The sequence below is a fragment of the Vibrio sp. S457-15 genome, from assembly GCF_000960545.1.
GTDB classification, from domain to species: Bacteria; Pseudomonadota; Gammaproteobacteria; order Enterobacterales; family Vibrionaceae; genus Vibrio; species Vibrio parahaemolyticus.
On record NZ_JYOQ01000005.1, the window covers coordinates 201,607 to 225,346 of the forward strand.

The following is a 23,740-nucleotide window of genomic DNA, read 5'->3' on the forward strand; positions in this document are numbered from 1 at the left end:
AAAAAAGAGCCCGCACATCGGCGGGCTGTTTCGCATCAATTTCAAATGTCAGAGCTTAAACTCGGAACTGGCTGACTTGCTGATCCAATCTCTGAGTTTGTTGTGACAGCATCGCAAGTGATTGCTGAGCCTGCGTGACGATATCAACAATCGAAGTACTGCTGTCTGCAATACCCTGAACGTTGGTATTCACTTCATCGCTCACTGTACTTTGTTGACTCGCTGCAGTTGCAATGTGCGTGTTCATCTCATTCATGCGTGAAATTGCATTGAGAATTTCAGCCAGAGATTCGCTTGCTCGCCCAGCAGATTGAATGGTCTCTTCACTGCTGTTTTGGCTACCACGCATCACTTCTACAGCTTGCCCTGCTCCAGACTGAAGCTTTTCAATCATAGCTTGGATTTCACCCGTACTTTGCTGCGTACGACTTGCAAGAGAGCGTACCTCGTCAGCAACCACAGCAAAACCACGACCTTGCTCACCCGCTCGCGCCGCTTCAATCGCCGCATTCAGTGCAAGTAAGTTAGTTTGTTCTGCAATGCCGCGAATTACATCTAATACAGAGGCAATATCGCTCACATCATTATCTAGCGTATTGATCACATGGCTTGCGCTTTCGATCTCTCCAGCCAAGTCACGAATCGAGCCGACCGTTTGCTCCAAAATCACATTGGTATTAGAAAGCTCATCATTCGCGGTTTGGCTTGCAACTGCTGCTTCATTTGCACTCTCGCTCACATTGCGGCTAGTCACTTGCATTTCATGCACTGCTGCAGCAACTGCTTCGCTATCGCGCTGTTGAGATACTGTCGAATCTGCAATCGTCGCGGTGAGCGAGCTTAAGTTTGCCATCTCTTGACGAAGCGTGTTTGAGCTATCAATCACCTGTGACACGGTCGCTTGAATTTTAGAAACAAACTCGTTAAATGCCTTCGCCAGCTGACCGATTTCATCTTGCGTGTTAATTTGGATTCGTTGGCTAAGATCACCATCACCCGAAGCGATTTGCGCCATTGCGTCTTTGATGTCGTTTAATGGTTTAAGTACTGTGCGTAGCAGCAGGAACACCATGCCAAGCGCCGCTAAGATCACAACGATGATACCCATTTCTAAAATCGATTCTGCTCGTGCAGTCGCCGCTGAAATGTCTGACTTCAACTCACCTTGCTTATCTTCGATAGCACTTTTCACGACATTGAGCTGGGCTCGAACATCAACAAATTGCTCCTCAAACGTGTTCTTGTGCTCGTTGTAGTAGCTTAGCCATTGAGATTGAGGCTTGCTCAACATCACTTCGTAACTTTGTAACCACTTTTGACCTAAAGTCACCAGTTTTTGCACATCAGCACCGTGTGATGCAGGCATCACTCCCGCACGCGATAGCTCAATCACTTTTTCCATACGCGGTAACGCTTTGTAAGCATTGTCTTTGTACTCGTTAATGTGATGATCAATATCTGCTTGTGTTTCTGCTAAGGCAATACCTTGAACAGCAGAAGTCGCTTGGTAGAGATCGCGGTACGCATCTTCAATCGTGAACAGGTTTGGTACGATCTGTTCATTTAAGGTGTCGCTTAATTCAGATTGCTTGCTCGTTGTCATAACATTTAATACTGAGCTCACGGTGAACAATCCAATTATCAAAGATAGAGGAATCACTATCTTTTGTTTGATTGTAAAGTTTTGGAACATGAATAGATTCCCTTAATATATATGTACAATTCGTTCACTATCATATCAAAAAAATGGACTATTCAACTGATTAACTAGATCAACTTTATCTAATATTTTTTGTCTTTTTGATAACGGTTTTGTTTTCAACAATTAATTGATTTATAGGAAATTTTCTTTAACCGAGGCAAATCACAAGAATGATAAAAAATAAATGATTCACGACGTAAAAAGTGTAACAAAATAGTACTTAAGTTGATTTCAACGTAGCCTGATTTTATTCATATTTTCCTTAGAATCACACCAAACAGTGAATGACGTTAGGCAGATGATCTATTTATGTTTAAAGCTTACAGCAACAAATAAATTGAAATAGATGGATATAAATAGGCTTTTCGAGAAGAATAAGGAAAGGAAGAAGAAAATACGAATTGATAAAACGAAAAAGCCCCAGCTGATCTGCTAGGGCTTCGAATGTGGCGGTGAGTGAGAGATTCGAACTCTCGATTGCAAGCTACCAAGTTTAAAACAATTAAAATCAACAAGTTAACAATACAACGTCTATTTACTTTGTACCACTTTTTTGTACCACCTCTAGTGTATTTTAGGAGCAGGATTGATAGGTATGCTTCCTGTCCCACTCCGGTGATAATGTCTTACTAACTATAGTTACTTAACTAGACACGTCACTAATTATGTCGTCTATGTTGTCTCTAACATTTACAGATTGATTTTGCAGTTTAAGGGCTATCGTCTTGAAAAACTCATCATCAAAATCACCACCTACTAACTCTAAATAAGAAAGCTCCAAAAACTCGTATTCAGATGAGCTCAAATTGATACTTTCCATAATTTTAGAAAAGTTTGCTCTACGCTCGATCAGGTCATGAAGATTAGACATTCTCTGCTACCAACTCATTATTTTTTATGACCTTAGTCTTAATATCAAAGTCTTTTCTATCAACGTAAGCTTCTTCTACCAACACTTTATCAAGCACTGGATGCCCCCTAAGAAGTGACAGCAGTAGCTCTCTATACCGCTGACTCATCTTCTCACCTATAACAACTCGTGAAATAACTTTAGGGTCGTAGTTCACCATTGACTCTTTAGTACCTAATCTAAACTCTGACTCGTACTCCCAATCAACAGATTTAATGCTTAGTAACTTACCCAATGTAGGGCTGTTATTTTCCACTAATTCAGCTAAATCGTCGTAAAAGTTTATAGGTTTTAAATCCTCGTAATCAATCTTAGACATCAGAACATGATCCCCATGATAATGATCTAAGCTATCAATCAGAGCTTCCTTTTCAAATTCAATGACAAACCCCCGTAAGCCATTTGCATAGTGCGACCACATAAGACGATTAGACATCGGAGAAAGGTTCTTTTCACTAGGTTCAGAAAAGCAACACCACTTATAATTATTGATTAAATTAGATACTGTTTTCTTGTGTGCTTTCTCAAACACTTTTAACTGCTTACGCTTAAATTCCAACCATGCATCATCACCTTTAAACTTGAGTTTTAATAGCATCTGTTCTTTATCTGCAAGACTTATGTCCCTGAATGCTCTTGAATGTTTAAAAAGGTTGATAAAACGGCGGTCACAATATTCCTCCGCATCTACATAATATGAAAGATCAGTGACACAACCTTCAAATGGGTCATTGAACGCATCAATATTACTAAACCATAAATAACTTGTAGCAAGTGCAGTGAAATTATCTAGGTTATCTGAAAAGAATCGGTACAACATCGGTGAATCATCCATTTTATCCTTCCTCGGAGACAATCTAAGAGTAGAGGTAACTAGGATAGTACAAATTAATAAGGTGTTAATACAAAAGCATGCTCCCAACGCTGGATGCAACTAGCTAATAATTCTCTATAAAACACCCCACGATTATCATATGGAGCACGTATCTTACGATTACGTGTCTCAATAAGACCGCAGTATCCAATTTAACCAAACAACTTAACGTACCCATTAGGTATACCCAAACGACTACGGTCAAACCTTGATCAAACAGTACCCAATAGGGTTGAATTTGAATTGTGACCACAATAAAATTTCTATCATCTAAGAGTTAAACGGGTACACCTAATGGCACACATAGCTTATCTACGTGTTTCGACCACAGACCAAAATACAGACCGTCAACTTACAGATTCTGGTATCACCTTTGATAAGAGCTTTACAGATAAATGCAGTGGTGGTTCAACCAAACGACCAGCATTAGAAGCTCTTAAAGACTACGTTCGAGAAGGAGATACAATCCATGTTCATAGCATCGACCGCCTAGCGCGTAATTTGGTTGATTTAAAGCAGCTAATAAACGACTGGACTAACCAAGGTGTTAGCGTGAGATTCCACAAGGAAAACCTAAGCTTTAATGCTGGTGGAAGTGATCATATGTCTGAGCTCATGCTGAACATGCTAGGAGCTGTAGCTCAATTCGAGTTAGCAATGATTCAGGAAAGACGTCAGGAAGGTATTGAGAAAGCTAAAGCAGCAGGGAGATATAAAGGTAGACCAACGAACAAAACAAACCATCAACGTATCTCAGAGTTACGCTCTCAAGGAGTATCTTTACGGAAGATAGCCGCCCAAGTAGGCGTATCTCTTTCAACGGTACAAAGAGCACTATCAACGAGCGCCATGTAAGTAAAAATCAAAAAATCCAATCACACATGGTTTTTAAGAATAACTAGGCAGTGCAATCGAAGAACAAACTATTTACCCCTAACCCTCCCCCCTACCCAGATTACTTAGGCGGTAGCGTGGTTGTGAGGTTAATTCATACCAACTAATAATCAAGATAGAGTTCCACCAGCAGTATAAGATGATGAAACATTATACTTTAGAGCAAATTGACCCTAGACAGCTTGTTCTCGATGAAAGGTTTCAAAGCAGACAGAGCAGCTTCAATAAACAGCAGACAAAGACAACTCAAAAATATTCTTACCAGTATAGAAAATGGCAATGGCATCAGAGAACCAATAGAAGCCTATGAGATTTATGGTGAGTTGTATGTGGTTAGTGGTTTCCATCGCACTGAAGCATGCCATGTGTTCCTTAAAGATAACCCAAGCAAAGTCCTTTCAGTACCAGTAAAGGTCTATCGAGGTTATACAGAAGCTGAAGCCTATCTGGATTCTCTCACTAAGAACATAGAACACGGTACAGCCTTAGATCAGTCTGAAATGTGGCAAAACAAGTTTAAGCAATCTTTGATGCAGGGGGAGAACCTAAAGATTCTTTCGAAGAGAGAAACCGCTAAGTTATTTGATTGTAGCCACTCTCAAGGATTACACATTGTGAACGCTCAGAAAGCCTGCGCTGAAGTTGGTTTGCCTAGTTTTAAAGAGTGGTTTAGTGATTATCAAAAAGCCGCAGAAAAACTCAGAAGAAGATTAATGAAGAGGTTTGAGGTAACGCTTTGTGACTTTGATAAAGATGGGTTTCCAATCATTAGTAGGTTAGCAAAAGCTTATAAGGGTAATAAGTTTGAGGATGATTTATCTGAAGAAGAGATAGAACAAATAGAAATATTTCGTCAACAAAGCACCCTTATTGAGTTAATCAAAAGAAACCCTATAGCTTTCAGGAAAGCCTTAAATAGCCTAGACAAGAAATCACTAGGGATAGTAGTCAAACGTAAGTGGGATGAAGACAAAGTTGTCCTTAAATACTGTGAAGACAATTCTACTGACGACGATATGTTCTAACGAGTCATAGTGAACACCTAGCGGCCACAGCAGAACCCCACAGAGAGGTCTCAGCGGTAGCCGCAAGGTAATGCGGATCTTTGGAAAGACGCTAGGGTGGTCACTTGTGACCGCCAAGATCTCTAGGTGGTCACTATAGGGATATTTAAAATAAATCAATAAAAGTTAATACCTAAAAAAAACAATAACTTAAATTAAAACACCTCGTGAAGAACGTTTTAACAATAGCACCTGTAAACCGTAACTAAGTGATACTCTTATAGCCTACTTAAAGCTAAACGAGGGAGACGGTCGATAGCTTCTTTCTTCGTCTCTAACTCAACCGTACCATATGAACCGCCTACACCCGCTGGAGTATGACCAGTAATAGCGTCACTAACAGTATCAGCAATACCCAATCTGCGCAGAGCCGTCTTGAAAGTATGCCTAAAGGCATGAGCTGGTTGGGTTGTGTGTACACCTAGAGACCTGACTGTTTGACCCCACCACTTACTGAGTGCCGCTGATTTCTTACCGTATTTGTTCTCTTTAAGCTCAGGGAACAAGAAGCCAACTGACTCCGCAACATAATCTAAGAAACCTAGTTCTATCAGATGAGCAGGGATAGGTACGTGTCTCAGTGAAGAGTTATTCTTAACGCTTTGCCCCTCACCTCTACGGATGTTGAGGTAATGTATGCCTGAATCTGATTGGGATACATCTGACTTATGTAGTTTAGACATTTCCTCTAGGCGTGCACCTGTATATCTGCACAACAAAGGAACCCAATAACAAGCCATACCATAAGGTTTACGAGCATTAGCATCATTAAATACGTCAGCTTGGAACAGTCGACGCATTTCTGAGTCAGTGTAGCCTTTTCCCTCACTTGCTTCAGTCTTCTTCTCCGCCGTGGCAACACGCACACCTACGTGTGGATTAGAGTCGATTATGCCTAGTTCAATGGCATAGCTAAACACAACAGAGGTCTTGCGTAGACAGTTCTTCACCGTAGTAGCACTTAAAGTCTCTAGACCTTGTATCTTTACAAGTTCAATTTGTTCTAGAAGAGGTCTATTCCTGATACTTGCAATTTTAGACTTAGGTAACTGAAGCAATGTATCTCGAAACTCAACGATATGCGCACGAGTTACCTCAGTAACATCCAGATCTCCGATAACTTCGATTAGACGCTCAATCTGAAGGCCAGCCTCGTACAATGCTTTAGCGTCTTTGTCTTTAAGAATCTCAGACTGGTGATACCTCTTAAACACATTAGATATGGAGTATTGAGATGCCTTTTTGCGTTTAGGCTGATGTTTATTGGCTAAAGGGTTAACTGATAGAGGTTTATCTGCAATAGGATTAGATATTGCTTCGTAGCCATAGTCACGGTTGTAACGCGCTCTACATAGCGCTTCGATGCGATGAATGTAGTGATAGAAAGCTACTGCTAATTGACGGAAAGACTCACTGTGAGAAGAGACAACTAAACCCTCTCTATCTAGTTGAGCAACAATAAACTCTTTTAGTTCATCTGCTAGCTCTTGAAGCTGGTCAGGGGTAGCAGTATCAACCTCGTTGCCACATATGGACAAAGTATCAGACAAGCCAAATTCACGGACTGTGCCTTCCGCATCTAAAACCCTTTTTAGGAAAAAATCGTAGTTACCAGAGGTGTCAACTTCATTCTTTACGTACTCATACCAACGCTCTGCGATGATTGCGCAGTCTCTAACATTGAGTTCGACATTGGATGAATTAGATAGCTTTAACTGAGCAACGGCGATCTGCTTCTGTGCATCGGATAGACACTCAGTAAATCGTGGTTTAGCTTCAGAAAGATTTTTAGTTTGAAGAGATTTTTTGAAGACTGTCTTACCGATTATAGGAACCAGCTTTTTTGGGACAGCCATTCTAAAGTAGTAAACACCAGTTTGAGGATGCTTATAAGGACTTGCCATGATGTTCGACATTGTACCTACTCTTTGTACCAGTAGGCAGCTTACATTAAAACACCAAACCCCTGTATTATAAGAAGTTCTTACACTACAAGGGCTTATAGAATGTGGCGGTGAGTGAGAGATTCGAACTCTCGATACGTATTGCTACGCAATTAGCATCACCTATCGGCGATGTGCCGTATAAAGATCAATGACTTATCTGCACTGAGAAAACAAGACTAGCACGCTAGTGTATGTAGTTGTGTGGGCTCATTCTATCGCAAAAACATACATTCTGCTGACTTTTTTAATCCCACTTTCACCTAGACTATCTACTCCATCCAAGCAACTGTCTGGATGGTGCTGTCTTTCACATATGGAATTGTGGATACACATAGATGCATGCTGAAAAGGTTTGGAGCAATCCATAGTTTCCTGAATCAAGAGGAACTATAGTTTATGCCTAGAAATCAATTTTCTATCACTAAACAAATCATTGAAGCCAATCTAAAAAAGTCACACAAATCAACAACCACTGAAACTATGGTGTTAGTTGCTCTCTCTAGCTATTTAAGCGATAAAAGGGGGATTAATGTGTTCACTTGCTATCCAAGTCAAAAAACTCTCGCTGACAATGCAGGTTGCTCAACAGTTGCAGTTAACCGCGCATTGAAAAAGTTCGAAGAACTAGGGTTTATAAAGAGCAAGTATAGAACCACGCCACAGGGCGGCTCTACTTCAAAACTTTATACATGGCTTGGGATTCCAAGACCTAAGGAAGAGGAGGCAGAAAATTCTAGCCCTACAAATGGAGCTAGTGACACTGTGAGTTTGGAATCACAAACGGATGATATTTCAGAAACCAATGATTCAGAAACTCTAGCTGGTTTAACTGCTGATGTAGTTCAACCACCGAGAGAGCAAGGTCAAACAACCAGTGACTGGTGGCATGATTTTGTACAAGAAGAATTAGAAGTTGATGAATCACCGTTCTAAGATTGCCTCTTCGGAGGCTTTCTTTCTCTGTGTTATCCCCCCTATAAACACATGTTGCCCCCCCAATAAACTGGCTTTCCTATCCCCATATACTCAGTTTAGACAAACATACTAAGGAACATACTATCTATCCTACTATTTATCATACTAAATACTTGAGTTAGACACTGAAAGAAAGGAGATAGATGGAAAGATAGATATAGATAACCACTTCCCCCTTTCAGTGAATCCTTACCCTCTCAGTGGATAGTCATGGTAAACGGACAAATCCTCTATTCGTACATGTATGAAAGTAGCCTAGTTTCGATATACCCAACTCCCTTTGAATCCTGCATTCAAGTCCCGTCTATCACATCGAGCTTGAATCTGCTTCGACATACCTTCCTTCAATCTAGTTTTTGGAGCAATCCAAATCCCTGACAGTAGTAAACACGCTATCGAATACTCTAATTGATATCGCTTAGCTTCAAAGTGATACCACTGGTATACAACTCCTTTAGCTTCACTTAGAGACATCACTTGACTTTGACCAGTTAGTGTTCTGAAAGCCATTTTAAACTCTGGATCGCCCCATTTGTCAGGTTGAGAATAAAGGCGCATAACCACACTTTTAGCCTCTTCGACTGTTAGTTGCTTGCGCTGCCTTGTTTTGTATCTTTTTATAGATTTGTTTTCTTTAAAGTTTTTATGCTCACTCACCTTTTTTGAAGCTTTGGCATCACCCTTTCGAGTGAAGCCTAACGCCTCTAACTGTCGTTGAATCTCACTTGTCATCCTAACCTTTGGTGGACGACGAGCACGTTTAGGCTTGTCAGACTTGCATGTTTTACCACGCTTAACACTAGATACAGTAGCAGTACGCCCACTCCAAGGGGTTTTGTTCTCAGTTGGGATAGACTCCGGCTCATTGAAAGTTACATCACTGGCAACCACATCACGAAACGTCACCGTAGTATTTACACTATCACCGCTGAAAACGTGATTATCTAGAGTGCGATTTGTATATTTTTTCACCTAACAATTTCCAATTTATATCGATCACTCAACTGCTAGTTGTGGTGGTAGATTGGATTTTTTCCTAATAGGTGTTCCTTGGATCGTAATACGCTCAAAGTTACCAATTGGCGTCCAGAAAAAACCACTAGATATCATTGGGTTAATAATATCTTCACCACCAGATTTCTTTAAAATATCCTCTCGTGCTCGAACTTCACGACTGCCTCTTCGAATAGGGATTACATTAAATAAGTCAAAAGAAAATGCAGAGGCTTGAGTTATCGGCAACGCTTCATAATCTGCTGGAACACCAGTTTCCATAGTTGTTATTTTGGTCGGGCGAGAACTGCACCCTACAATAGCGACAGTAGCCAGCATAAGTATGAAAGCTGATTTTACTTGCTTGATTTTCATTAAAGCCTCACGAAATTAGTTTAGTAACATTTGCTTTTTTAGCAGTAGCAGCATACTTCGCTAACTACACATATCTAATGTTAACTATGCAACCGTAAGTAAAGGAACTAAGACAATGAAATTTCAGAAAAAACCTACAGAAAGCATATCTAAAGCCTTGAGTTTGTTGTTATAAGAAAAACCAGACAAATAAATTTTACCTGTAGTTAACTTACCCACACTATGCCCCATCAGTGAACCTATCAGCTCTTCTTTCACTCCTGCATTAAATAGCTCTGTAACCACGTAGTGGCGTAGAGAGTGAAATGATACCTCTTTGATATCTAATGACTTTAAAAGCTCTGAGAAGTACTTACTAGGCTTTCCTGCATAGCCATTTTGTTTACTGTATGGAAGAGTGAATAGGTGTTCATTCTTTCCTTTACCTGCTACCAACTCATTTAGTAAATTCAGTAAAGGAGTAGTAACGGGCAAAACTCGCTTACTCGATGAATTCTTTAGTTTTTTATCATCATGATCATCATTTATGCTCAATGTTGGTTCATCTCCCAATTGAACATCACACACCCTCAACTGGGCTATTTCATTGAGCCTACAGCCTGTTAGAGCCGCTATACGAGGAAGATAATACTTCCATTCATCTTTACTCTTTTTATAGCTCTGCGTGGCTCTCAAAAGCTCTCCTAGCTCTTGCTTGGTTATAGCTCGTTTAGGTCTAACTGGTGTCTTTTCGACTGCTACTTTGAACCAATCTTGTTCTACTTTATGACCAACTCTGCCGAAACAACTAGACAGTAATCTAAGCTTCTTCTTCATAGTAGTAAGGCTACAAGTTTGGGTTTTCTTCCATTGCTCAATGTGTGACTGTCTGACACTATCTAACGTAGTTGATTGGCTTAGAGAGCTAACAAAGCTATTCCAACAGTTTTTGTATTCTGTTTGGCTTTTGATACTGAGGTCTGTTAGATGATTAGAGATATCAATACTCTGAAGCAAAAGAGCTTTCTTTGACTGAGAGCCTTTAAAATCACTATAGATTGACTTGATGTCTTCTAAGGTTGGGAGAGTAATTTGCTGTATGCGAATTGCTATTTCTGACGCGAACTTAACCGCTTGTAGGTAGTCTCTCGTTTTTAGACTCAATGTTGGCTGGTGGTGCTTACCATTAACTCTAAGATTCCAGCGGAACGTAAAAACACCCGTCCTACTGGTAATAAGGTAAAGTGATTTTCTAGAAGATAGCCTTTGATTCGATAACATGTGTTAGCTCCAGTGTGGGCTAGCGTTATCTCAATAAGCCTTTAATAAGAAAAAAGGCCTGATAAATCAGACCTTTAGAATGTGGCGGTGAGTGAGAGATTCGAACTCTCGATACGTTGCCGTATACACACTTTCCAGGCGTGCTCCTTCAGCCACTCGGACAACTCACCGAATCAAATTGTGGTTAGCATTCTTGGCTAACGAGGCGCTAATTTAATGATTATGAGCCTCATGGTCAAGGCTAAACCGTAAAAAAAGCCTTCTTTTACACTCGTTTGCTCACTAAGTAACTAAATTGAACAAAACAGTGTCAATCAAACGCCTTGATGATAACCCGGAACGCGGAACCAACGACGGCACATATCCAAAAAGTAGCCGTATAACACGCCCATTCCACAAGAAACCACAGCGTTGCTCGCAACTGCCGTAACAATTTGATCATACGATGCACCAACGGCTAAAAGAATGCCGGCGTACACAGGTGATTGGAAAAGCACATACGATACAAGATCAGACACATTTTTCATGAAAGAAGAAGGTGAAAGTTTGTTACCTTGGCGCAAAACCCAATCACGGAACATGCCATAAGGCCAAGCAATCGCGATATTTACTGGTATAGACAACGTGCGTGATGCCAGAGACTGCTCAAACGTCATTCCTGAAATCAAAATCTCGATAATCATCCCTGTAATAAAGCAAAAAACAACCATAGCAAAAGTATCCGCGGCGGCATGACGAATACAAAATGGTCCACGAGACTTCATTTACAACCCCTAAAATCAAACACTGCAATTAATAAAGAACTAAATATGATTAACTGCCACACAACTTAATTACCAGTTAATGACACTATTAAATCACAACATTTGTAGATTATGGCTCCATATTTAAAATGAAGTTGTAAATTAATAACCAACTTTAGAAACAAAAGTAGTTTTTTTCACCGTTTTAGAGAAAAAACAGGATTTTAAGGGTAAAAAAGGCACAAAAATATGGAAATGGCTTACTTTTAAGAGGGTTGAAAATGAGTAGATGGTATAGAATTGGAACAAAATTTGGTTTTATTACACCAATTACAAACGCTTATGCTACCTAGATGTAAAAACTCAGAGTATAAATGACGGCACAAAGCGCTACCGATATGGTAAAAATACGCTGAAGTTCAGGAAGTGCCAAAAGAGCGGCGAAGAAAACAAATGGACTGCTTTTTTACCTGTATATTACGGCGTAGCAAGTAACATAGTTAATGTGTCTATATCTTCCTGATCGGGTGGAGATTGACGCAGTAGATCGCGTTTAATCCTAGTGATTACCTCCGACAATACCTCATCTGTATTAGGTTGAAGGCTATCCATTATAGCAAGTAGCGCATCAAGCGCGTCTCCGAGGTTGCCATTATCTAGAGCGACATAAAAGCTAATCAGCAAAGAATCGGTTCCCAACACTTCTAATGCTTGTTGATTTTGCTTGGTTTGATATTGATACAGCAAATCGGCATGTCGGTACAAAGCATCATCCAGTTCGGACTCCACTATTGGTTTAGCAATGATATGGTCAGCGCCTACGCCTAACATGCGCTCTTGGGTCTCTTTGAACACATCTGCAGTACAACCAAATATCAGTACCGACTTCGCAGCGCTGCTCATGGAGCGAATTGCTGAGATTGCCCCAACTCCATCAAGGACAGGCATATGGTTGTCCATCAATATTAAATCGAACGGCTCTACAGCTATTTTATTTACCGCTAGCTGCCCATTTTCAACACTTGAGCATTCAAAGCCCTTTGCTCTTAAGAAGGTTTCCATAATGATGGCGTTGGTTCGATTGTCCTCTACTATCAAGGCCTTCAAACCATTGCAATTGAGCTTGTGCCTATGTCCTGATTCCACTTTCCCCGGTTCGCAAGGAGAGATCTCAACTTCAACCGTAAATGTAGTGCCGATATTTTCTTGGCTTTGCACAATCACATGACCGCCCATGTGCTCGGCGATCTCTTTGACAATTGCAAGGCCAAGGCCAGTCCCGCCGAAGCGCCTTGTGGTTGATGATTCTGCTTGCTCAAATGGGCGAAATATACGTTTTTGCGCCTCTTTAGATATCCCTATTCCCGTGTCTTTTATCGCGATAACCAACACAGTTTTGTCATAGTGAGTTTGCTCACTCAGCGTCACTTCAACAATGCCTCTATCAGTAAACTTAACGGCGTTATTGAGTAAATTAAACAACACTTGACGAAGGCGCGCTTTGTCGTTGTCATACCAGCGCCCAACTGGGACTAACGACGTCACCTTAAACTGCAATCCTTTCTCTGCACACAAGGTATGATAAACGCTTTTTATACTGCCGATGATCGATTCTATGGGGAATGGTGAGTTCGAAAACTCTACATGTCCCTGCTCTATCTTGGAGTAATCAAGAATCTCGTTCAGTAGCGTCATCATGTGATCACCAGAATCGTATAATGTACTGAGGTGTTTTCTTTGTTCGTCCGTTAACGGCGTTTTGAGCAGGATTTGAGCGGTGCCGAGTACCCCATTCATCGGCGTACGTATTTCATGCGACAAAGTGGCAAGAAAAGCAGTTTTGGCATTTGTCGACGCTTGGGCTTTTACTCTCTCTTGTTCGAGGTAAATGGTCTTCTCGTTGAATTTGGTAATGAGATGGCCGATTTCGTCCTCACTTCCGTAATCGATATCAATGATCCCGCCAGTTTTGGAATCATCAATTTTTGTAGCGATTCGTACGATAGGTTCGACAATGTATCGGTTAAGTAAATAGTACCCAACGAGAACGCATAGCAATAAGAATGGGATGATGCCGCCTTCAACACTCATGACTTGCTCGAACACTTGATCTGCCACTTTCGCCTTAGCATTGACAACTTCTAGCTTCCAATGAAATTCACCAAAATCGAGTTTACTAATGTACATTTGTTTGGTGATTTGAAAGTTGTGTTCGATGATGACATTCGATTTAGCATCTCGAATGACCACACCCAAAGAGTATTGGTTGGTGTGCTCACGAATGAATTGGAATAAGGCCTCCAAAGAAAGGTCGACCGTCGCAACGCCTGCAAACTCTCCATTTCTATAATACGGCGCAGAGGCGGTAATCATTTGAACTTGAGTGAAAGTATCAATATACACCGCAGACCAACTCACCGTGCCTGACGGTTGTTCAGCGGCTGCACGATACCACGGCTCATTGTCATAACCGCCAGATTCTGGATTGTTGTATGAATGAATCTGATCGATGTTCCCCTCACTGTTCTTGTTAAAGAACAAACTGGTAAACCGCCATCGTTCTTCTTTGAGTTCTGGTTTGGGCCACAATCCACCACTGACGATGATCTCATCGCTTAATCTTAAAATCTGAGGAATGGTCGATTTAAGGGAATTGCTTTGGTTTGAGCTTTGCGCCAGCCCAACCAAGCTATTCAGTACGCCCGTGGATGTGATGAGCGGCTCTTTTATCTGGGAAGCAAGCAGTTGGGTACGTAAATCGAGATTTCTTTCTAGTTTGTCACGGACAGGTGGCTCAACCACCAAGTACACCACCGATCCTATCGTAGCGATAAAAAAACACAGGTACAGTGTGAGAGCGAGAATGCTTTTTTTTCTAAGTGACGAACGAATTTCCATATCTGTAGACGAATCATTCCCTAATATCGATTTATCACTGATTGATTGGTAAGATGAGCGCAACCAATCAGCCCATTAACAAATGGTATTCTATTTTGAAACTACAAGACATGCTTTCTCTTCCAGAACTTGATGGAAAACTACTAAACCTAGCGAAAACTCAAGGCTTTGTAACCGCGATGGCATCAGCGCCAAACGTGTTGAACCCTCAAGAGTGGCTACCATTCTTATGGGGCGGCGAAGAGACAGCACCTTTCTCAGATGGTGAACAACTAGAACTGTACATTGATGAAATTGTACAAATGTGGAACCAAACTCGACCAGCTTTGCTAGAAGGTTCTTGGCAATGGCCTGAAGGTTGTACTCTCGATGAGCAAGACATTGTCTCAGCAAGTACTCGTGATTTCTGTGAAGGTGTACTTCAAGGTTGGCAACTGACACGTGATGATTGGGAAACGTTAATGCCAGAAGACAGCGAAGACAGCGCCCTATTGGGTGGTGTGCTGCTCTCTCTTACTATGTTGTACGATCCAGAAACCACCATTGCAACGCTTGCAGAGCAAGGCATGGAAGGCTTAGAGCAATTTGAAGAGATCTTCAATGCTATACCTGTGATGCTATGTGGTCTTACTCAACGCGGTGTTGCGTTGGCTGAAGAGCAATAAAATAACGTAATCGTCGATCATTGAAATTGAACATCTGATATGAAAAAGCTCTCCGAATGGAGAGCTTTTTCATTACGTCAAAATCACATGTGGAATGTAGCGCGCCATATCTTGTGTCACTAGGCTACTATCTTCACGAATCGAAATACCCGCCGCTCTATCATTGACGAGCCAACTACCGATTAACGTATGGTTCTGCCCAAACTTAGGCAGCGGATGATATTTCTGGACGATATTGAATTTCGATTCATAAGGCCCCGGCGTTTTCACCAAGCGCTTTCCATCTTTGACGATCTCAATATTCGCCCCCTCTCGCGAGAATAACGGTTTGATGACATAATCGTTCAAACAACTCGCGTTTGGGTCATTAGCAAAATAGGCAGGCAAAAGATTGGGATGATTTGGAAAGCGTTCCCACAACAATGGCAAAAGTGCTTTATTGGATAAAATCGATTTCCACATGGGTTCTAGCCAGTTGACGTTTGCAGTCGCTAAATATTTCGCGTATTCCTCTTCAAACATGAATTCCCAAGGATAAAGTTTGAACATCCAACGAATGGCTCGTTCGTCCACATCCACAAATTTTCCGTCTTCCGTTACACCAATATCTTCGACATGCACAAAAGCTGTCGCTAGCCCCGCCTCGCGCGCGCAGTCTTCTAAATACTGTACCGTCGCTTTATCTTCTTCTGTGTACTTGCAACAGCTAAAGTGGAGAGTTTGTCCCGGTTGATATTTGGCTATCTCCGCAAAACGCTCAATCAGAAAGTCTTGAAGAATATTGAATTGATCCGCAGCTTGATGAATTCGACCTTTGTTAACTACATCTTCCAGCCACACCCACTGCCAAAAACCCGTTTCAAACAAACTTGTCGGTGTATCGGCATTGTTTTCGAGTAGCTTTGCTGGTGATGTTCCGTTATACGCAAAATCCAAACGAGAATAGAGTGAAGGCTCTTTTCGTTGCCACGAAGACGCGACCTGTTCCCACATCAACTCAGGAATCGCACATTTCGTCAGTAGTTGCTCACAGCGAACCACCTCATCCACAATAGACAAGCACATCTGATGCAGTTCTTCAGTGGGAGATTCTAGGTCGTGCTCGATTTGCTCCAGCGTAAATTGGTAGTAAGCACTCTCATCCCAATACGGTTGCCCATACATAGAATGAAAACCAAAACCAAACTGGCGTGCTAATTCACGCCAGTTTTCTCGTTCTTGTATCTCTCGTCGAAACATAATCAACCGCCACGACTGACCGAAACCGCTTTCCCGAATCCACCTCGAGACATGGCTCTTCCAATGGTTCCGCCCCCACGTTTGTTTAAGTTACTGGTCGCGACTTTGGTCGACTGGTTACGATAGGAGCCAAAAAACTGGCCTGCACCGTTATAAAATTTGGACTTATAGCGGTACATCGGTTCCGAATAATAACTCTTGTTGTAACCTTTCAAATCATTAACTGAACGACTATAGAAAAAGCCGCCAAAATGAGGGACATAAGCACGAGAGCTTGAGCTGTAGTAACAATCGTCTTCGTAAAAGTCGTTTTCACATTCGAATTCATTGTTATAACGAGGAGCATTTCGTTCAGCACGAGTCAATGCCTCTTGGTAAGCAATATCACACTGCTCACTAAACTCTGGCGAGTTGGATTTACATTCATCGGCGTCAGAAAAAATGTAGCCTTCAGTCTTTGATTCTTGGGTCGCAAGGAAGAAAATTCCGCCAAATGCCGCGAACGGTATGATTTTTCCAAGCTTTAAGCTTTTATCCATGGAAGAACGTTTAACGTTGGAACTGCGCTTCATCGTTCCTCCTAGTACGTCATACAAGCAGCATTCAACATGCCGACCGATATAGAAACCGCCGCAAGTACAATGCCTGCAGGCAGCTCATCTTTTTCGATACGCTCAGTAACTCTTGGCAGCAAAATAAAACGCACGATGGCAAATGCGATGATTTGCGCAAGCATGGCAACAACGCCCCAAACCATAAAGTCGACAATGTTGACTGAGTTTTTTGCCGCACCCGAAATCGCAATACAATACCCCAGAAAAGCGCCACTCAACGCCACTGCGGCTGCGGTATTTTGCTTTTCCTTGATCAGATGCCATTCATCATAAGGCGTAAGCTTGACGTAGATGAACTTAAACGCCAAAACAAAAATAACGGATACTGAGAAGTAGAGTAAAAAGTTTGGAAAACCTGCTAACAGGCCGGCAATCATGTGCATTATTGTTCCTTGTTCATTTCTTTCCATGCAAAATCATCAATACGTTCATCTGCAATGTAAAACAGCTTGGTACCCGGTGGCACTTCCGCATCTAAATCTGGGTTGAGTTGGATACCGTTGCCGATATCAAACGCAATCAACGTCGCGTGGTGACGCTTTTTGATAAAGCCAAAGATGCTCTCAATGGTGGTGATAGGTTGATTCTCAGGATAAATGACTGAGTACTGTGTCATCCCACGGGTGGATGCCAGTAATTCTTGGTGCAAGGCGCTAGAGCCAGGGTCTACTGCCGCTTTCGCCAACATTTCTGCTCCTACGGCAGGAATGCATTCTGCTTTAGGGCAATGCTGACTGAGCAATCGACCTAAGGCGTCGTCTTTAAAATAAGCCAGCAAGTGTGCGTCAGGATTCACAGAGGCACAATAAAGCGCAGCGGATAGCGTAATGTCATCCGAAAGATTATCAACAATGATACAACTCGCATCAGTAATGTTGGCGTTCTTCATTTCCTGTGCGTCGGTATAACTGGTCACTTTGATAAAATGAATCTCACCCGGCAATGGGTTTTCAATATCAGAGCGACTACACAACACGATAGGGCGCTTGCCTTCTTCTTCGTGTTGCAACATACGAATCAAGTGCATTGTTCTCGCCCCGTTCCACCCAAGCAATACGATATGATTTTCCACTCTCACACTCCGTTTACCCAAAATACCCGCTCGCCAATAATCGATTGCAGAACCAGCGACACGCCCCAGTAATGCAGCAAACAAACTCAAGCCACCGGGAATAACAAACAACACAACAACCCACTTCCCTAAGTCTGTGACCGGAGAGTGATCTCCATAGCCCACCGTACTAGCGGTGACCATGAGGTAATAAATGAAGTTGGAGAAGTTGTCCGTTAGCGCTTTTTCACCCGCAAGAGCCAAAAACCCCCACGATAAACTGATGTACAAAATGCTAATAACAAGAAGGTTTCGGTTGCTCAATTTAAATAGGTGCGAACTAAGCCACTTTTTAACTACTAGCCACACAGCCATAAATATCCGGTCCCTGCATTTACAAAATCAATCAATATTAAACTATTGATAATCAAAAACAAAAAAACCAGCCATATTCGGCTGGTTTTTTGGGATTTATCTTAATAAATAGAAGTGATTACGCGTTACCTTTCACTTGCATATTTAGCTGCTCGGCAAAGTCTAGCATGCGGTTCAGTGGAATAAGAGACTTCACTCGTAGCGCTTCATCTACGAAGATTTCGTGCTCTTCTCCGCCTTCACTAAGCGCTTTTTCAATCGCTTTCAAACCGTTCATTGCCATCCAAGGACAGTGTGCACAGCTGCGACAAGTCGCGCCAGCACCAGCCGTAGGCGCTTCGATCAATTCTTTTTCTGGCACCAGTTGTTGCATCTTAAAGAAGATGCCTTTATCCGTTGCCACGATCATTTGTTGGTGAGGGAGTTCTTTCGCAGCCTTGATAAGCTGACTTGTAGAGCCGACAGCATCAGCCAATTCCACCACACTTGCTGGTGACTCTGGATGAACAAGAATCGCAGCATCTGGGTAAACACTCTTCATCTTACGAAGTGCATCAGCAGAAAATTCATCATGCACTACACACTCACCTTGCCAAAGCAACATATCTGCGCCCGTTTTATTGGCAATGTATGAGCCCAAATGACGGTCTGGTCCCCAAATAATTGGCTTATCTTCAGCGTCTAAATGTTCCACGATTTCAAGCGCGATACTTGATGTGACCACCCAGTCAGCACGAGCTTTCACTGCCGCAGAAGTGTTTGCGTAGACAACAACCGTATGATCTGGGTGTGCATCACAGAATTCACTGAATTTGTCCGCCGGACAACCTAGATCAAGTGAACATTCCGCTTCCAGCGTTGGCATTAGAATTCGTTTTTCTGGTGTCAGAATTTTAGCCGACTCCCCCATAAAACGTACGCCTGCAATAATCAGTGTGCTTGCTGGGTGGCGGTTACCAAACTTAGCCATTTCTAGTGAATCACCAACAAAACCACCTGTTTCTTCCGCTAGTGCTTGAATTTCAGGATCGGTGTAGTAATGCGCGATCAGTACTGCATCTTTTTGTTTTAGCAGCTCTTTGATGCTCGCGATATAAGACGATTTTTCTTCTTCGCTTAACGGAATTGGTTTTGGTGGGAATGGGTAAACAGTGTCGATTTTATCTAATATGTGGCTCATTGCTCTTGCTCTACGCAACTTCCTTTAATCCGCGTATTGTAACCTCGTTAATTTTTAAAAACCAACCTGTAACTAGAATTTCTAGCGGTCTAGACGTATATCTTTGTTGCATGTGGCATTTTCTTATACGTGGCAATTTTGTAAAAAATTTAAAAAGCAGAAGACATCTAAAAAGAAAAAGGAAGCCGAAGCTTCCTTTTTAGAATGGTGTTTATTTCAGCTTTGAGCCAGCCAGTTTAGCCGACGCACTACCTGGGTATTCATCGACAACTTGTTGGTAGTATTTTTTCGCTTGAGCGGCATTGTTATTACGCTCTGCGATTTCACCTAACTTAAGCAAGGCGTCAGCTCGTTTGTTAGAGTCTTTATAAGACACTACCGCAGCAAAGCTTTTCACCGCGTCTTTATCCTGTTTCTTAGCGAAGTACAATTGGCCTAACCAATAGTGTGAATTCGCTGAGTATGTGGAATCAGGATAGTCTTTCTGGAACTGCTGGAACGCAGCAATTGCACCGGTGTAGTCACGCTTTTTAAGGATTAAGTCAACCGCATTTTGGTATGCCGTTTGCTCATCAACATTTGGCGTGTATTTACCACTAGTTTCTGTTGGTTTGGTTTCTTTTACCGGTGCCGACTTCATCTCACCGCGAATACGGTCAAGCTCGACAAACAACTCACGTTGACGCTGCAACATTTGCTGCATTTCGTAGCTATTTCGCTCTAATTGACCACGCAAATCACTGATCTCTTGTGACATTTGGTCAATCTGCTCTTGCATTTGAAGCTGAACACGGTTGCGATTTTGTAGTAGACGCTCTAATCGCTCGACTTCCGTTTCAGATGAACGGCTCTTAGAGGCTGAGGATGTGCTGTTGAGATCGGATACTGGAGCTGGTGCAGCGAACGCGAAGTTCGCTGCACTTGCCAGTAACGTAAGCGCAACAGCGCGCTTAGTGTTACTGAACATGAGGATTTCCTCGAATTAGTATACTAGAACCGCGCGACGGTTTTTAGCGTACACTTCATCTGATTGACCTAGAAGAAGTGGCTTCTCTTCACCGTAGCTAACGATTGAGATTTGATCTGCTTGTACACCTAGCGCTTGTAGGTAGTTAGCAACTGCTTGAGCACGACGCTCGCCTAGAGCGATGTTGTACTCAGGAGTACCGCGCTCATCAGCGTGGCCTTCAATCGTTACTTTTAGAGCAGGGTTCTTGATTAGGTAAGAAGCGTGAGCTGCTAGCATCTCTTCGTAATCACCTGCAATTGTAGAGTTGTCAAACGCGAAGTAAATTGTTTGAGTTTCGCGAAGTGCTTGCTCTTTTAGCTCTTGTTCAGTTAGCTGACCGCTTTGATCGATCGGCGTCGCTACTGTTGTTTCTGCTGCAGCATTGTTGTTAGTTGCTGCGCCAGTGTTAGAAGCTGCGTCGTCGCTTGAACTACACGCAGTCATAGCCATTACAGGAAGCGCGATTAGTAGCCCTTTTAGAACCTTGTTCAGTTGCATCTTATTTTCCTTTATTAATCAAACTTATTACTACAAAAACGGTGACCACGCAGGCGCTCTCACACGCCCATTTGTTGCCGGTAATCTAGCTTTAAATCGACCATCAATTGACACCATCGATAGTACGTTTTTCTTGTTGTAAATCGAGCTATACACAACCATGCCACCGTTTGGGGCAATACTCGGAGACTCGTCTAATAGAGTCTTAGTTAAGACTTGAAGAGCACCAGTTTCCAAATCTTGTTTCGCCAAATTAAAACCTGAATCACTGCGATTCACCATTACTAGGAATCGGCCATCAGGTGTGATTTGACCACCCAAGTTTTGGCTACCTTGCCAAGTCAAGCGATCGATAGAACCGCTGCCCAAATTTACTTGATAAATCTGTGGTTTACCACCCCTATCCGATGTGAAAATCAGCGATTTGCCATCAGGGTGCCAGAACGGTTCAGTATTATTTGATCTGCTACGCGTAATTTGGGTGAGTTTGCGAGTTTTCAGATCAAAAGTGTACACCTGTAGAGTGCCCGTCTTAGACAGTACAAGCGCTAACTTGTTACCATCAGGAGAGAATCTTGGCGCACCATTATGGCGAGGGTATGACGTAATTTTTTCACGTTCACCGGTATAGATGTTCATGATGAAAATTTCTGCTTGGCCATTTTGGAAGCTTACATACGCAAGTTTCTGCCCATCTGGAGACCATGCAGGAGACATCAGAGGCTGCTTAGAACGCAATACTAATCGCTCATTGTAACCATCGTAATCAGCAACACGAAGCTGGTACGGGAAACGGTCTTTGTCGTTTACAACCACGTAGGCAATACGAGTCATAAATGCGCCACGTTCACCAGTCAGTTGTTCATAGACAAGGTCGGAAATACGGTGAGCGTACTCACGCATACGAGGGCCTTTTACCGTAGCCACTTTGTTAAACAAAACATGGTCTTTAGATAAAACAAGCTCGCCGTCACTCCCTAGAGCTTTGCTCTGCCCACCAGTTAACTGACCGCGTACCACATCAACAAGCTGGTAATTTACAACGTAATCGCCTTGCTCATTTTGCTTGATAGAGCCAGTTAACAGCGCATCTACACCAAGGCTTGTCCACGAATCAAAGTTAACTTCTGATTCATTGAATGGCGTTTGTGGCATTTTATTAGTTGGCACTGGGCTGAACTTACCACTGCGCTGTAGGTCAGATGCAATGACAGCAGAAATGTCGGTAGGAAGTGGTTGACTGCCCTCCCATTTAAAGGGAACAACAGCAATTGGTCGTGCCGAATCAATACCATCAGTAATGACCAGCTCCAATGCAGCGTGCGCTACATTTGTTAGACTGCCTAGCAGTACAAACATTCCTAGTAAAAGACGTTTAATCACGGCTTATCCCTTATTGTTGTAGTGCGACCGTAAGGTTAATATCCTTCAGCCTTTGGTTAACTGTTGAATCGGTTGACATCGGGAAACTTGGTACTTGTGCAATTGCACTCTTTGCAGCTGCACATACTCTAGAGTCACCAGAAAGCACGTTAACTGACGAAACAATCATGTCAGTTCCCGTAGGAATCAGCTTAATGTTAACTCTACACTCCTTTCCCAATAGGTAGTCATCCTTTAGCAATCGGCTTTGAATAAGCTGAATATAGATTGAACTGTAGCGGGAAACCTCATCAGCCACAAATTTCCCCTGAGCCTGTTGGTTTGCACTCGCTTCACTTTCTAGGCCAGCAAAAATATCATCCAGTGCAGCTTCTTGCTCTTTACGCTCACGTTCTAAACGCTCAAGGCGCTCTTTTTCTTTACGCGCTTTTTCCGCAGCTTCTTTTGCCGCTTTTTCTTTCGCAATGCGTTCTTGCTCAGCTTTTTGAGCCGCCTCGCGTTCACGTTTTGCCTTTTCTTCCGCTTCTTTTGCCGCCTTCTCGCGAGCTACTTGCTCTTGTTCCGCTTTGGCAATCGCCGCTTCTTTGGCTAAACGTTCCTGCTCTGCTTTACGTACAGCTTCTTCTTTCGCTTTACGCTCTTTCTCAAGTTTAGCTGCACGCTCTTTTTCTTGGCGAACTCGTTCTTCTTCTACTTTGCGTTCCTGCTCTTTTTGCTTGCGAGCCGCTTCAGCTTCTCTGGCCGCTTTTGCATCTTTCGCTTGCTGTTCTTTCAACTTACGAATTTGTTCTTCTTCAGCCTTACGGTTTTTCTCAAGCTGCTCCGCCTCGCGTCTTAATTTATCAAGACGATCTTGCTCTTTTTTGGCCGCTTTTTCACGCTGCTGACGAATTTCTTTCGCTTGTTGTTGCACCAGTTTAGGGTCTATCACGACAGCCTGAACCATCTGTCCAGATGGCTCAGGTTTGGTCATCGCAAAATCAGTACCCCAGAGCAATGCTGCTACCAAGAGAGCATGCAGACCTACCGATATGACTATCGGTTTAGTGTACTCTTTCGATTGTTTCTTTTTGTCTTTCATGAATATTGACG

At 42.4% G+C, this 23,740-nt stretch carries 21 protein-coding genes and 1 tRNA gene; 4 read left to right on the forward strand and 18 right to left on the reverse strand.

The genetic code is table 11. From position 1 onward, the window contains the following. Positions 1-55: 55 nt before the first annotated feature. Entirely contained in the window at positions 56-1,693 is a 1,638-nt protein-coding gene (locus UF05_RS01165; RefSeq protein ID WP_029803422.1) for a methyl-accepting chemotaxis protein, read from the reverse strand. A gap of 872 nt (positions 1,694-2,565) precedes the next feature. Continuing rightward, on the reverse strand, positions 2,566-3,447 hold the full coding sequence (locus UF05_RS01175) for a DUF2971 domain-containing protein (RefSeq protein ID WP_029808494.1): 882 nt from the start codon (positions 3,445-3,447) through the stop codon (positions 2,566-2,568). 333 nt (positions 3,448-3,780) lie between these two features. On the opposite strand from UF05_RS01175, the gene UF05_RS01180 reads away from it, so the two are divergent. After that, positions 3,781-4,341, forward strand: coding sequence for a recombinase family protein (locus UF05_RS01180; RefSeq protein ID WP_020840356.1), 561 nt, complete (start codon positions 3,781-3,783; stop codon positions 4,339-4,341). 230 nt (positions 4,342-4,571) lie between these two features. Then, positions 4,572-5,405, forward strand: coding sequence for a hypothetical protein (locus UF05_RS01185; protein WP_228097405.1), 834 nt, complete (start codon positions 4,572-4,574; stop codon positions 5,403-5,405). 257 nt (positions 5,406-5,662) lie between these two features. Here UF05_RS01185 and UF05_RS01190 read toward each other — a convergent pair whose 3' ends face one another. Further along, on the reverse strand, positions 5,663-7,360 hold the full coding sequence (locus UF05_RS01190) for a site-specific integrase (protein ID WP_045546150.1): 1,698 nt from the start codon (positions 7,358-7,360) through the stop codon (positions 5,663-5,665). A 426-nt stretch (positions 7,361-7,786) separates the two neighbouring features. Between UF05_RS01190 and UF05_RS01195 the strand changes: the two genes are divergently transcribed. Further along, positions 7,787-8,323, forward strand: coding sequence for a helix-turn-helix domain-containing protein (locus UF05_RS01195; RefSeq protein WP_045546151.1), 537 nt, complete (start codon positions 7,787-7,789; stop codon positions 8,321-8,323). A gap of 297 nt (positions 8,324-8,620) precedes the next feature. Here UF05_RS01195 and UF05_RS01200 read toward each other — a convergent pair whose 3' ends face one another. The 6 genes from UF05_RS01200 to UF05_RS01225 form a co-directional block, all read right to left on the reverse strand. Continuing rightward, the gene (locus tag UF05_RS01200) at positions 8,621-9,337 is read right to left on the reverse strand and encodes a hypothetical protein (RefSeq protein WP_045546152.1); all 717 of its coding nucleotides are present in this window, start codon (positions 9,335-9,337) and stop codon (positions 8,621-8,623) included. Positions 9,338-9,361: 24 nt separating this feature from the next. Continuing rightward, on the reverse strand, positions 9,362-9,733 hold the full coding sequence (locus UF05_RS01205; protein WP_045546153.1) for a hypothetical protein: 372 nt from the start codon (positions 9,731-9,733) through the stop codon (positions 9,362-9,364). 123 nt (positions 9,734-9,856) lie between these two features. Next, a complete protein-coding gene (locus UF05_RS01210; RefSeq protein WP_045546154.1) occupies positions 9,857-10,993 on the reverse strand; it encodes a site-specific integrase in 1,137 nt (378 codons plus the stop codon). A gap of 82 nt (positions 10,994-11,075) precedes the next feature. Continuing rightward, a tRNA-Ser gene (locus UF05_RS01215) sits at positions 11,076-11,163 on the reverse strand. Between the two features lie 144 nt (positions 11,164-11,307). Next, positions 11,308-11,757, reverse strand: coding sequence for an L-alanine exporter AlaE (locus tag UF05_RS01220; protein ID WP_005459815.1), 450 nt, complete (start codon positions 11,755-11,757; stop codon positions 11,308-11,310). A gap of 456 nt (positions 11,758-12,213) precedes the next feature. Continuing rightward, on the reverse strand, positions 12,214-14,634 hold the full coding sequence (locus tag UF05_RS01225) for a hybrid sensor histidine kinase/response regulator (RefSeq protein WP_045546155.1): 2,421 nt from the start codon (positions 14,632-14,634) through the stop codon (positions 12,214-12,216). Positions 14,635-14,687: 53 nt separating this feature from the next. On the opposite strand from UF05_RS01225, the gene UF05_RS01230 reads away from it, so the two are divergent. Further along, positions 14,688-15,299, forward strand: coding sequence for a YecA/YgfB family protein (locus UF05_RS01230; protein ID WP_005459839.1), 612 nt, complete (start codon positions 14,688-14,690; stop codon positions 15,297-15,299). A gap of 72 nt (positions 15,300-15,371) precedes the next feature. Here the strand turns inward: UF05_RS01230 and UF05_RS01235 are convergent, their stop codons facing one another. The 9 genes from UF05_RS01235 to tolA form a co-directional block, all read right to left on the reverse strand. Continuing rightward, complete coding sequence (locus tag UF05_RS01235) at positions 15,372-16,538, reverse strand: glutathionylspermidine synthase family protein (RefSeq protein ID WP_029838909.1); 1,167 nt, start codon at positions 16,536-16,538, stop codon at positions 15,372-15,374. Positions 16,539-16,540: 2 nt separating this feature from the next. Next, positions 16,541-17,110, reverse strand: a complete 570-nt coding sequence (locus UF05_RS01240; RefSeq protein WP_025632636.1) for a DUF1190 domain-containing protein — start codon at positions 17,108-17,110, stop codon at positions 16,541-16,543. A gap of 8 nt (positions 17,111-17,118) precedes the next feature. After that, entirely contained in the window at positions 17,119-17,535 is a 417-nt protein-coding gene (locus UF05_RS01245) for a DUF350 domain-containing protein (protein ID WP_005483612.1), read from the reverse strand. Continuing rightward, a complete protein-coding gene (locus tag UF05_RS01250) occupies positions 17,535-18,578 on the reverse strand; it encodes an ion channel (RefSeq protein ID WP_045546156.1) in 1,044 nt (347 codons plus the stop codon). The genes UF05_RS01245 and UF05_RS01250 overlap by 1 nt, the downstream gene beginning before the upstream one ends. A gap of 118 nt (positions 18,579-18,696) precedes the next feature. Continuing rightward, entirely contained in the window at positions 18,697-19,758 is a 1,062-nt protein-coding gene (gene nadA, locus UF05_RS01255) for a quinolinate synthase NadA (RefSeq protein WP_005459805.1), read from the reverse strand. Between the two features lie 211 nt (positions 19,759-19,969). After that, a complete protein-coding gene (ybgF, locus tag UF05_RS01260; protein ID WP_005495819.1) occupies positions 19,970-20,725 on the reverse strand; it encodes a tol-pal system protein YbgF in 756 nt (251 codons plus the stop codon). 15 nt (positions 20,726-20,740) lie between these two features. After that, positions 20,741-21,265: a peptidoglycan-associated lipoprotein Pal gene (gene pal / locus UF05_RS01265; RefSeq protein ID WP_045546157.1), complete on the reverse strand. Its 525-nt coding sequence runs from the start codon at positions 21,263-21,265 to the stop codon at positions 20,741-20,743. 30 nt (positions 21,266-21,295) lie between these two features. After that, on the reverse strand, positions 21,296-22,648 hold the full coding sequence (gene tolB, locus UF05_RS01270) for a Tol-Pal system beta propeller repeat protein TolB (RefSeq protein ID WP_005459807.1): 1,353 nt from the start codon (positions 22,646-22,648) through the stop codon (positions 21,296-21,298). 10 nt (positions 22,649-22,658) lie between these two features. After that, positions 22,659-23,729: a cell envelope integrity protein TolA gene (gene tolA / locus UF05_RS01275; RefSeq protein ID WP_045546158.1), complete on the reverse strand. Its 1,071-nt coding sequence runs from the start codon at positions 23,727-23,729 to the stop codon at positions 22,659-22,661. Positions 23,730-23,740 lie beyond the last annotated feature (11 nt).

Coding starts and splice junctions, on each gene's coding strand:
- UF05_RS01225 (WP_045546155.1), bottom strand. CDS start 14,634: ATGGAAATTCGTTCGTCACTTAGAAAAAAAAGCATTCTCGCTCTCACA.
- UF05_RS01195 (WP_045546151.1), top strand. CDS start 7,787: ATGCCTAGAAATCAATTTTCTATCACTAAACAAATCATTGAAGCCAAT.
- UF05_RS01185 (WP_228097405.1), top strand. CDS start 4,572: ATGAAAGGTTTCAAAGCAGACAGAGCAGCTTCAATAAACAGCAGACAA.
- ybgF (WP_005495819.1), bottom strand. CDS start 20,725: ATGTTCAGTAACACTAAGCGCGCTGTTGCGCTTACGTTACTGGCAAGT.
- UF05_RS01230 (WP_005459839.1), top strand. CDS start 14,688: ATGAGCGCAACCAATCAGCCCATTAACAAATGGTATTCTATTTTGAAA.
- UF05_RS01165 (WP_029803422.1), bottom strand. CDS start 1,693: ATGTTCCAAAACTTTACAATCAAACAAAAGATAGTGATTCCTCTATCT.
- UF05_RS01190 (WP_045546150.1), bottom strand. CDS start 7,360: ATGTCGAACATCATGGCAAGTCCTTATAAGCATCCTCAAACTGGTGTT.
- tolA (WP_045546158.1), bottom strand. CDS start 23,729: ATGAAAGACAAAAAGAAACAATCGAAAGAGTACACTAAACCGATAGTC.
- nadA (WP_005459805.1), bottom strand. CDS start 19,758: ATGAGCCACATATTAGATAAAATCGACACTGTTTACCCATTCCCACCA.
- UF05_RS01240 (WP_025632636.1), bottom strand. CDS start 17,110: ATGAAGCGCAGTTCCAACGTTAAACGTTCTTCCATGGATAAAAGCTTA.
- UF05_RS01235 (WP_029838909.1), bottom strand. CDS start 16,538: ATGTTTCGACGAGAGATACAAGAACGAGAAAACTGGCGTGAATTAGCA.
- UF05_RS01180 (WP_020840356.1), top strand. CDS start 3,781: ATGGCACACATAGCTTATCTACGTGTTTCGACCACAGACCAAAATACA.
- UF05_RS01175 (WP_029808494.1), bottom strand. CDS start 3,447: ATGGATGATTCACCGATGTTGTACCGATTCTTTTCAGATAACCTAGAT.
- UF05_RS01210 (WP_045546154.1), bottom strand. CDS start 10,993: ATGTTATCGAATCAAAGGCTATCTTCTAGAAAATCACTTTACCTTATT.
- UF05_RS01250 (WP_045546156.1), bottom strand. CDS start 18,578: ATGGCTGTGTGGCTAGTAGTTAAAAAGTGGCTTAGTTCGCACCTATTT.
- UF05_RS01245 (WP_005483612.1), bottom strand. CDS start 17,535: ATGCACATGATTGCCGGCCTGTTAGCAGGTTTTCCAAACTTTTTACTC.
- UF05_RS01220 (WP_005459815.1), bottom strand. CDS start 11,757: ATGAAGTCTCGTGGACCATTTTGTATTCGTCATGCCGCCGCGGATACT.
- pal (WP_045546157.1), bottom strand. CDS start 21,265: ATGCAACTGAACAAGGTTCTAAAAGGGCTACTAATCGCGCTTCCTGTA.
- UF05_RS01205 (WP_045546153.1), bottom strand. CDS start 9,733: ATGAAAATCAAGCAAGTAAAATCAGCTTTCATACTTATGCTGGCTACT.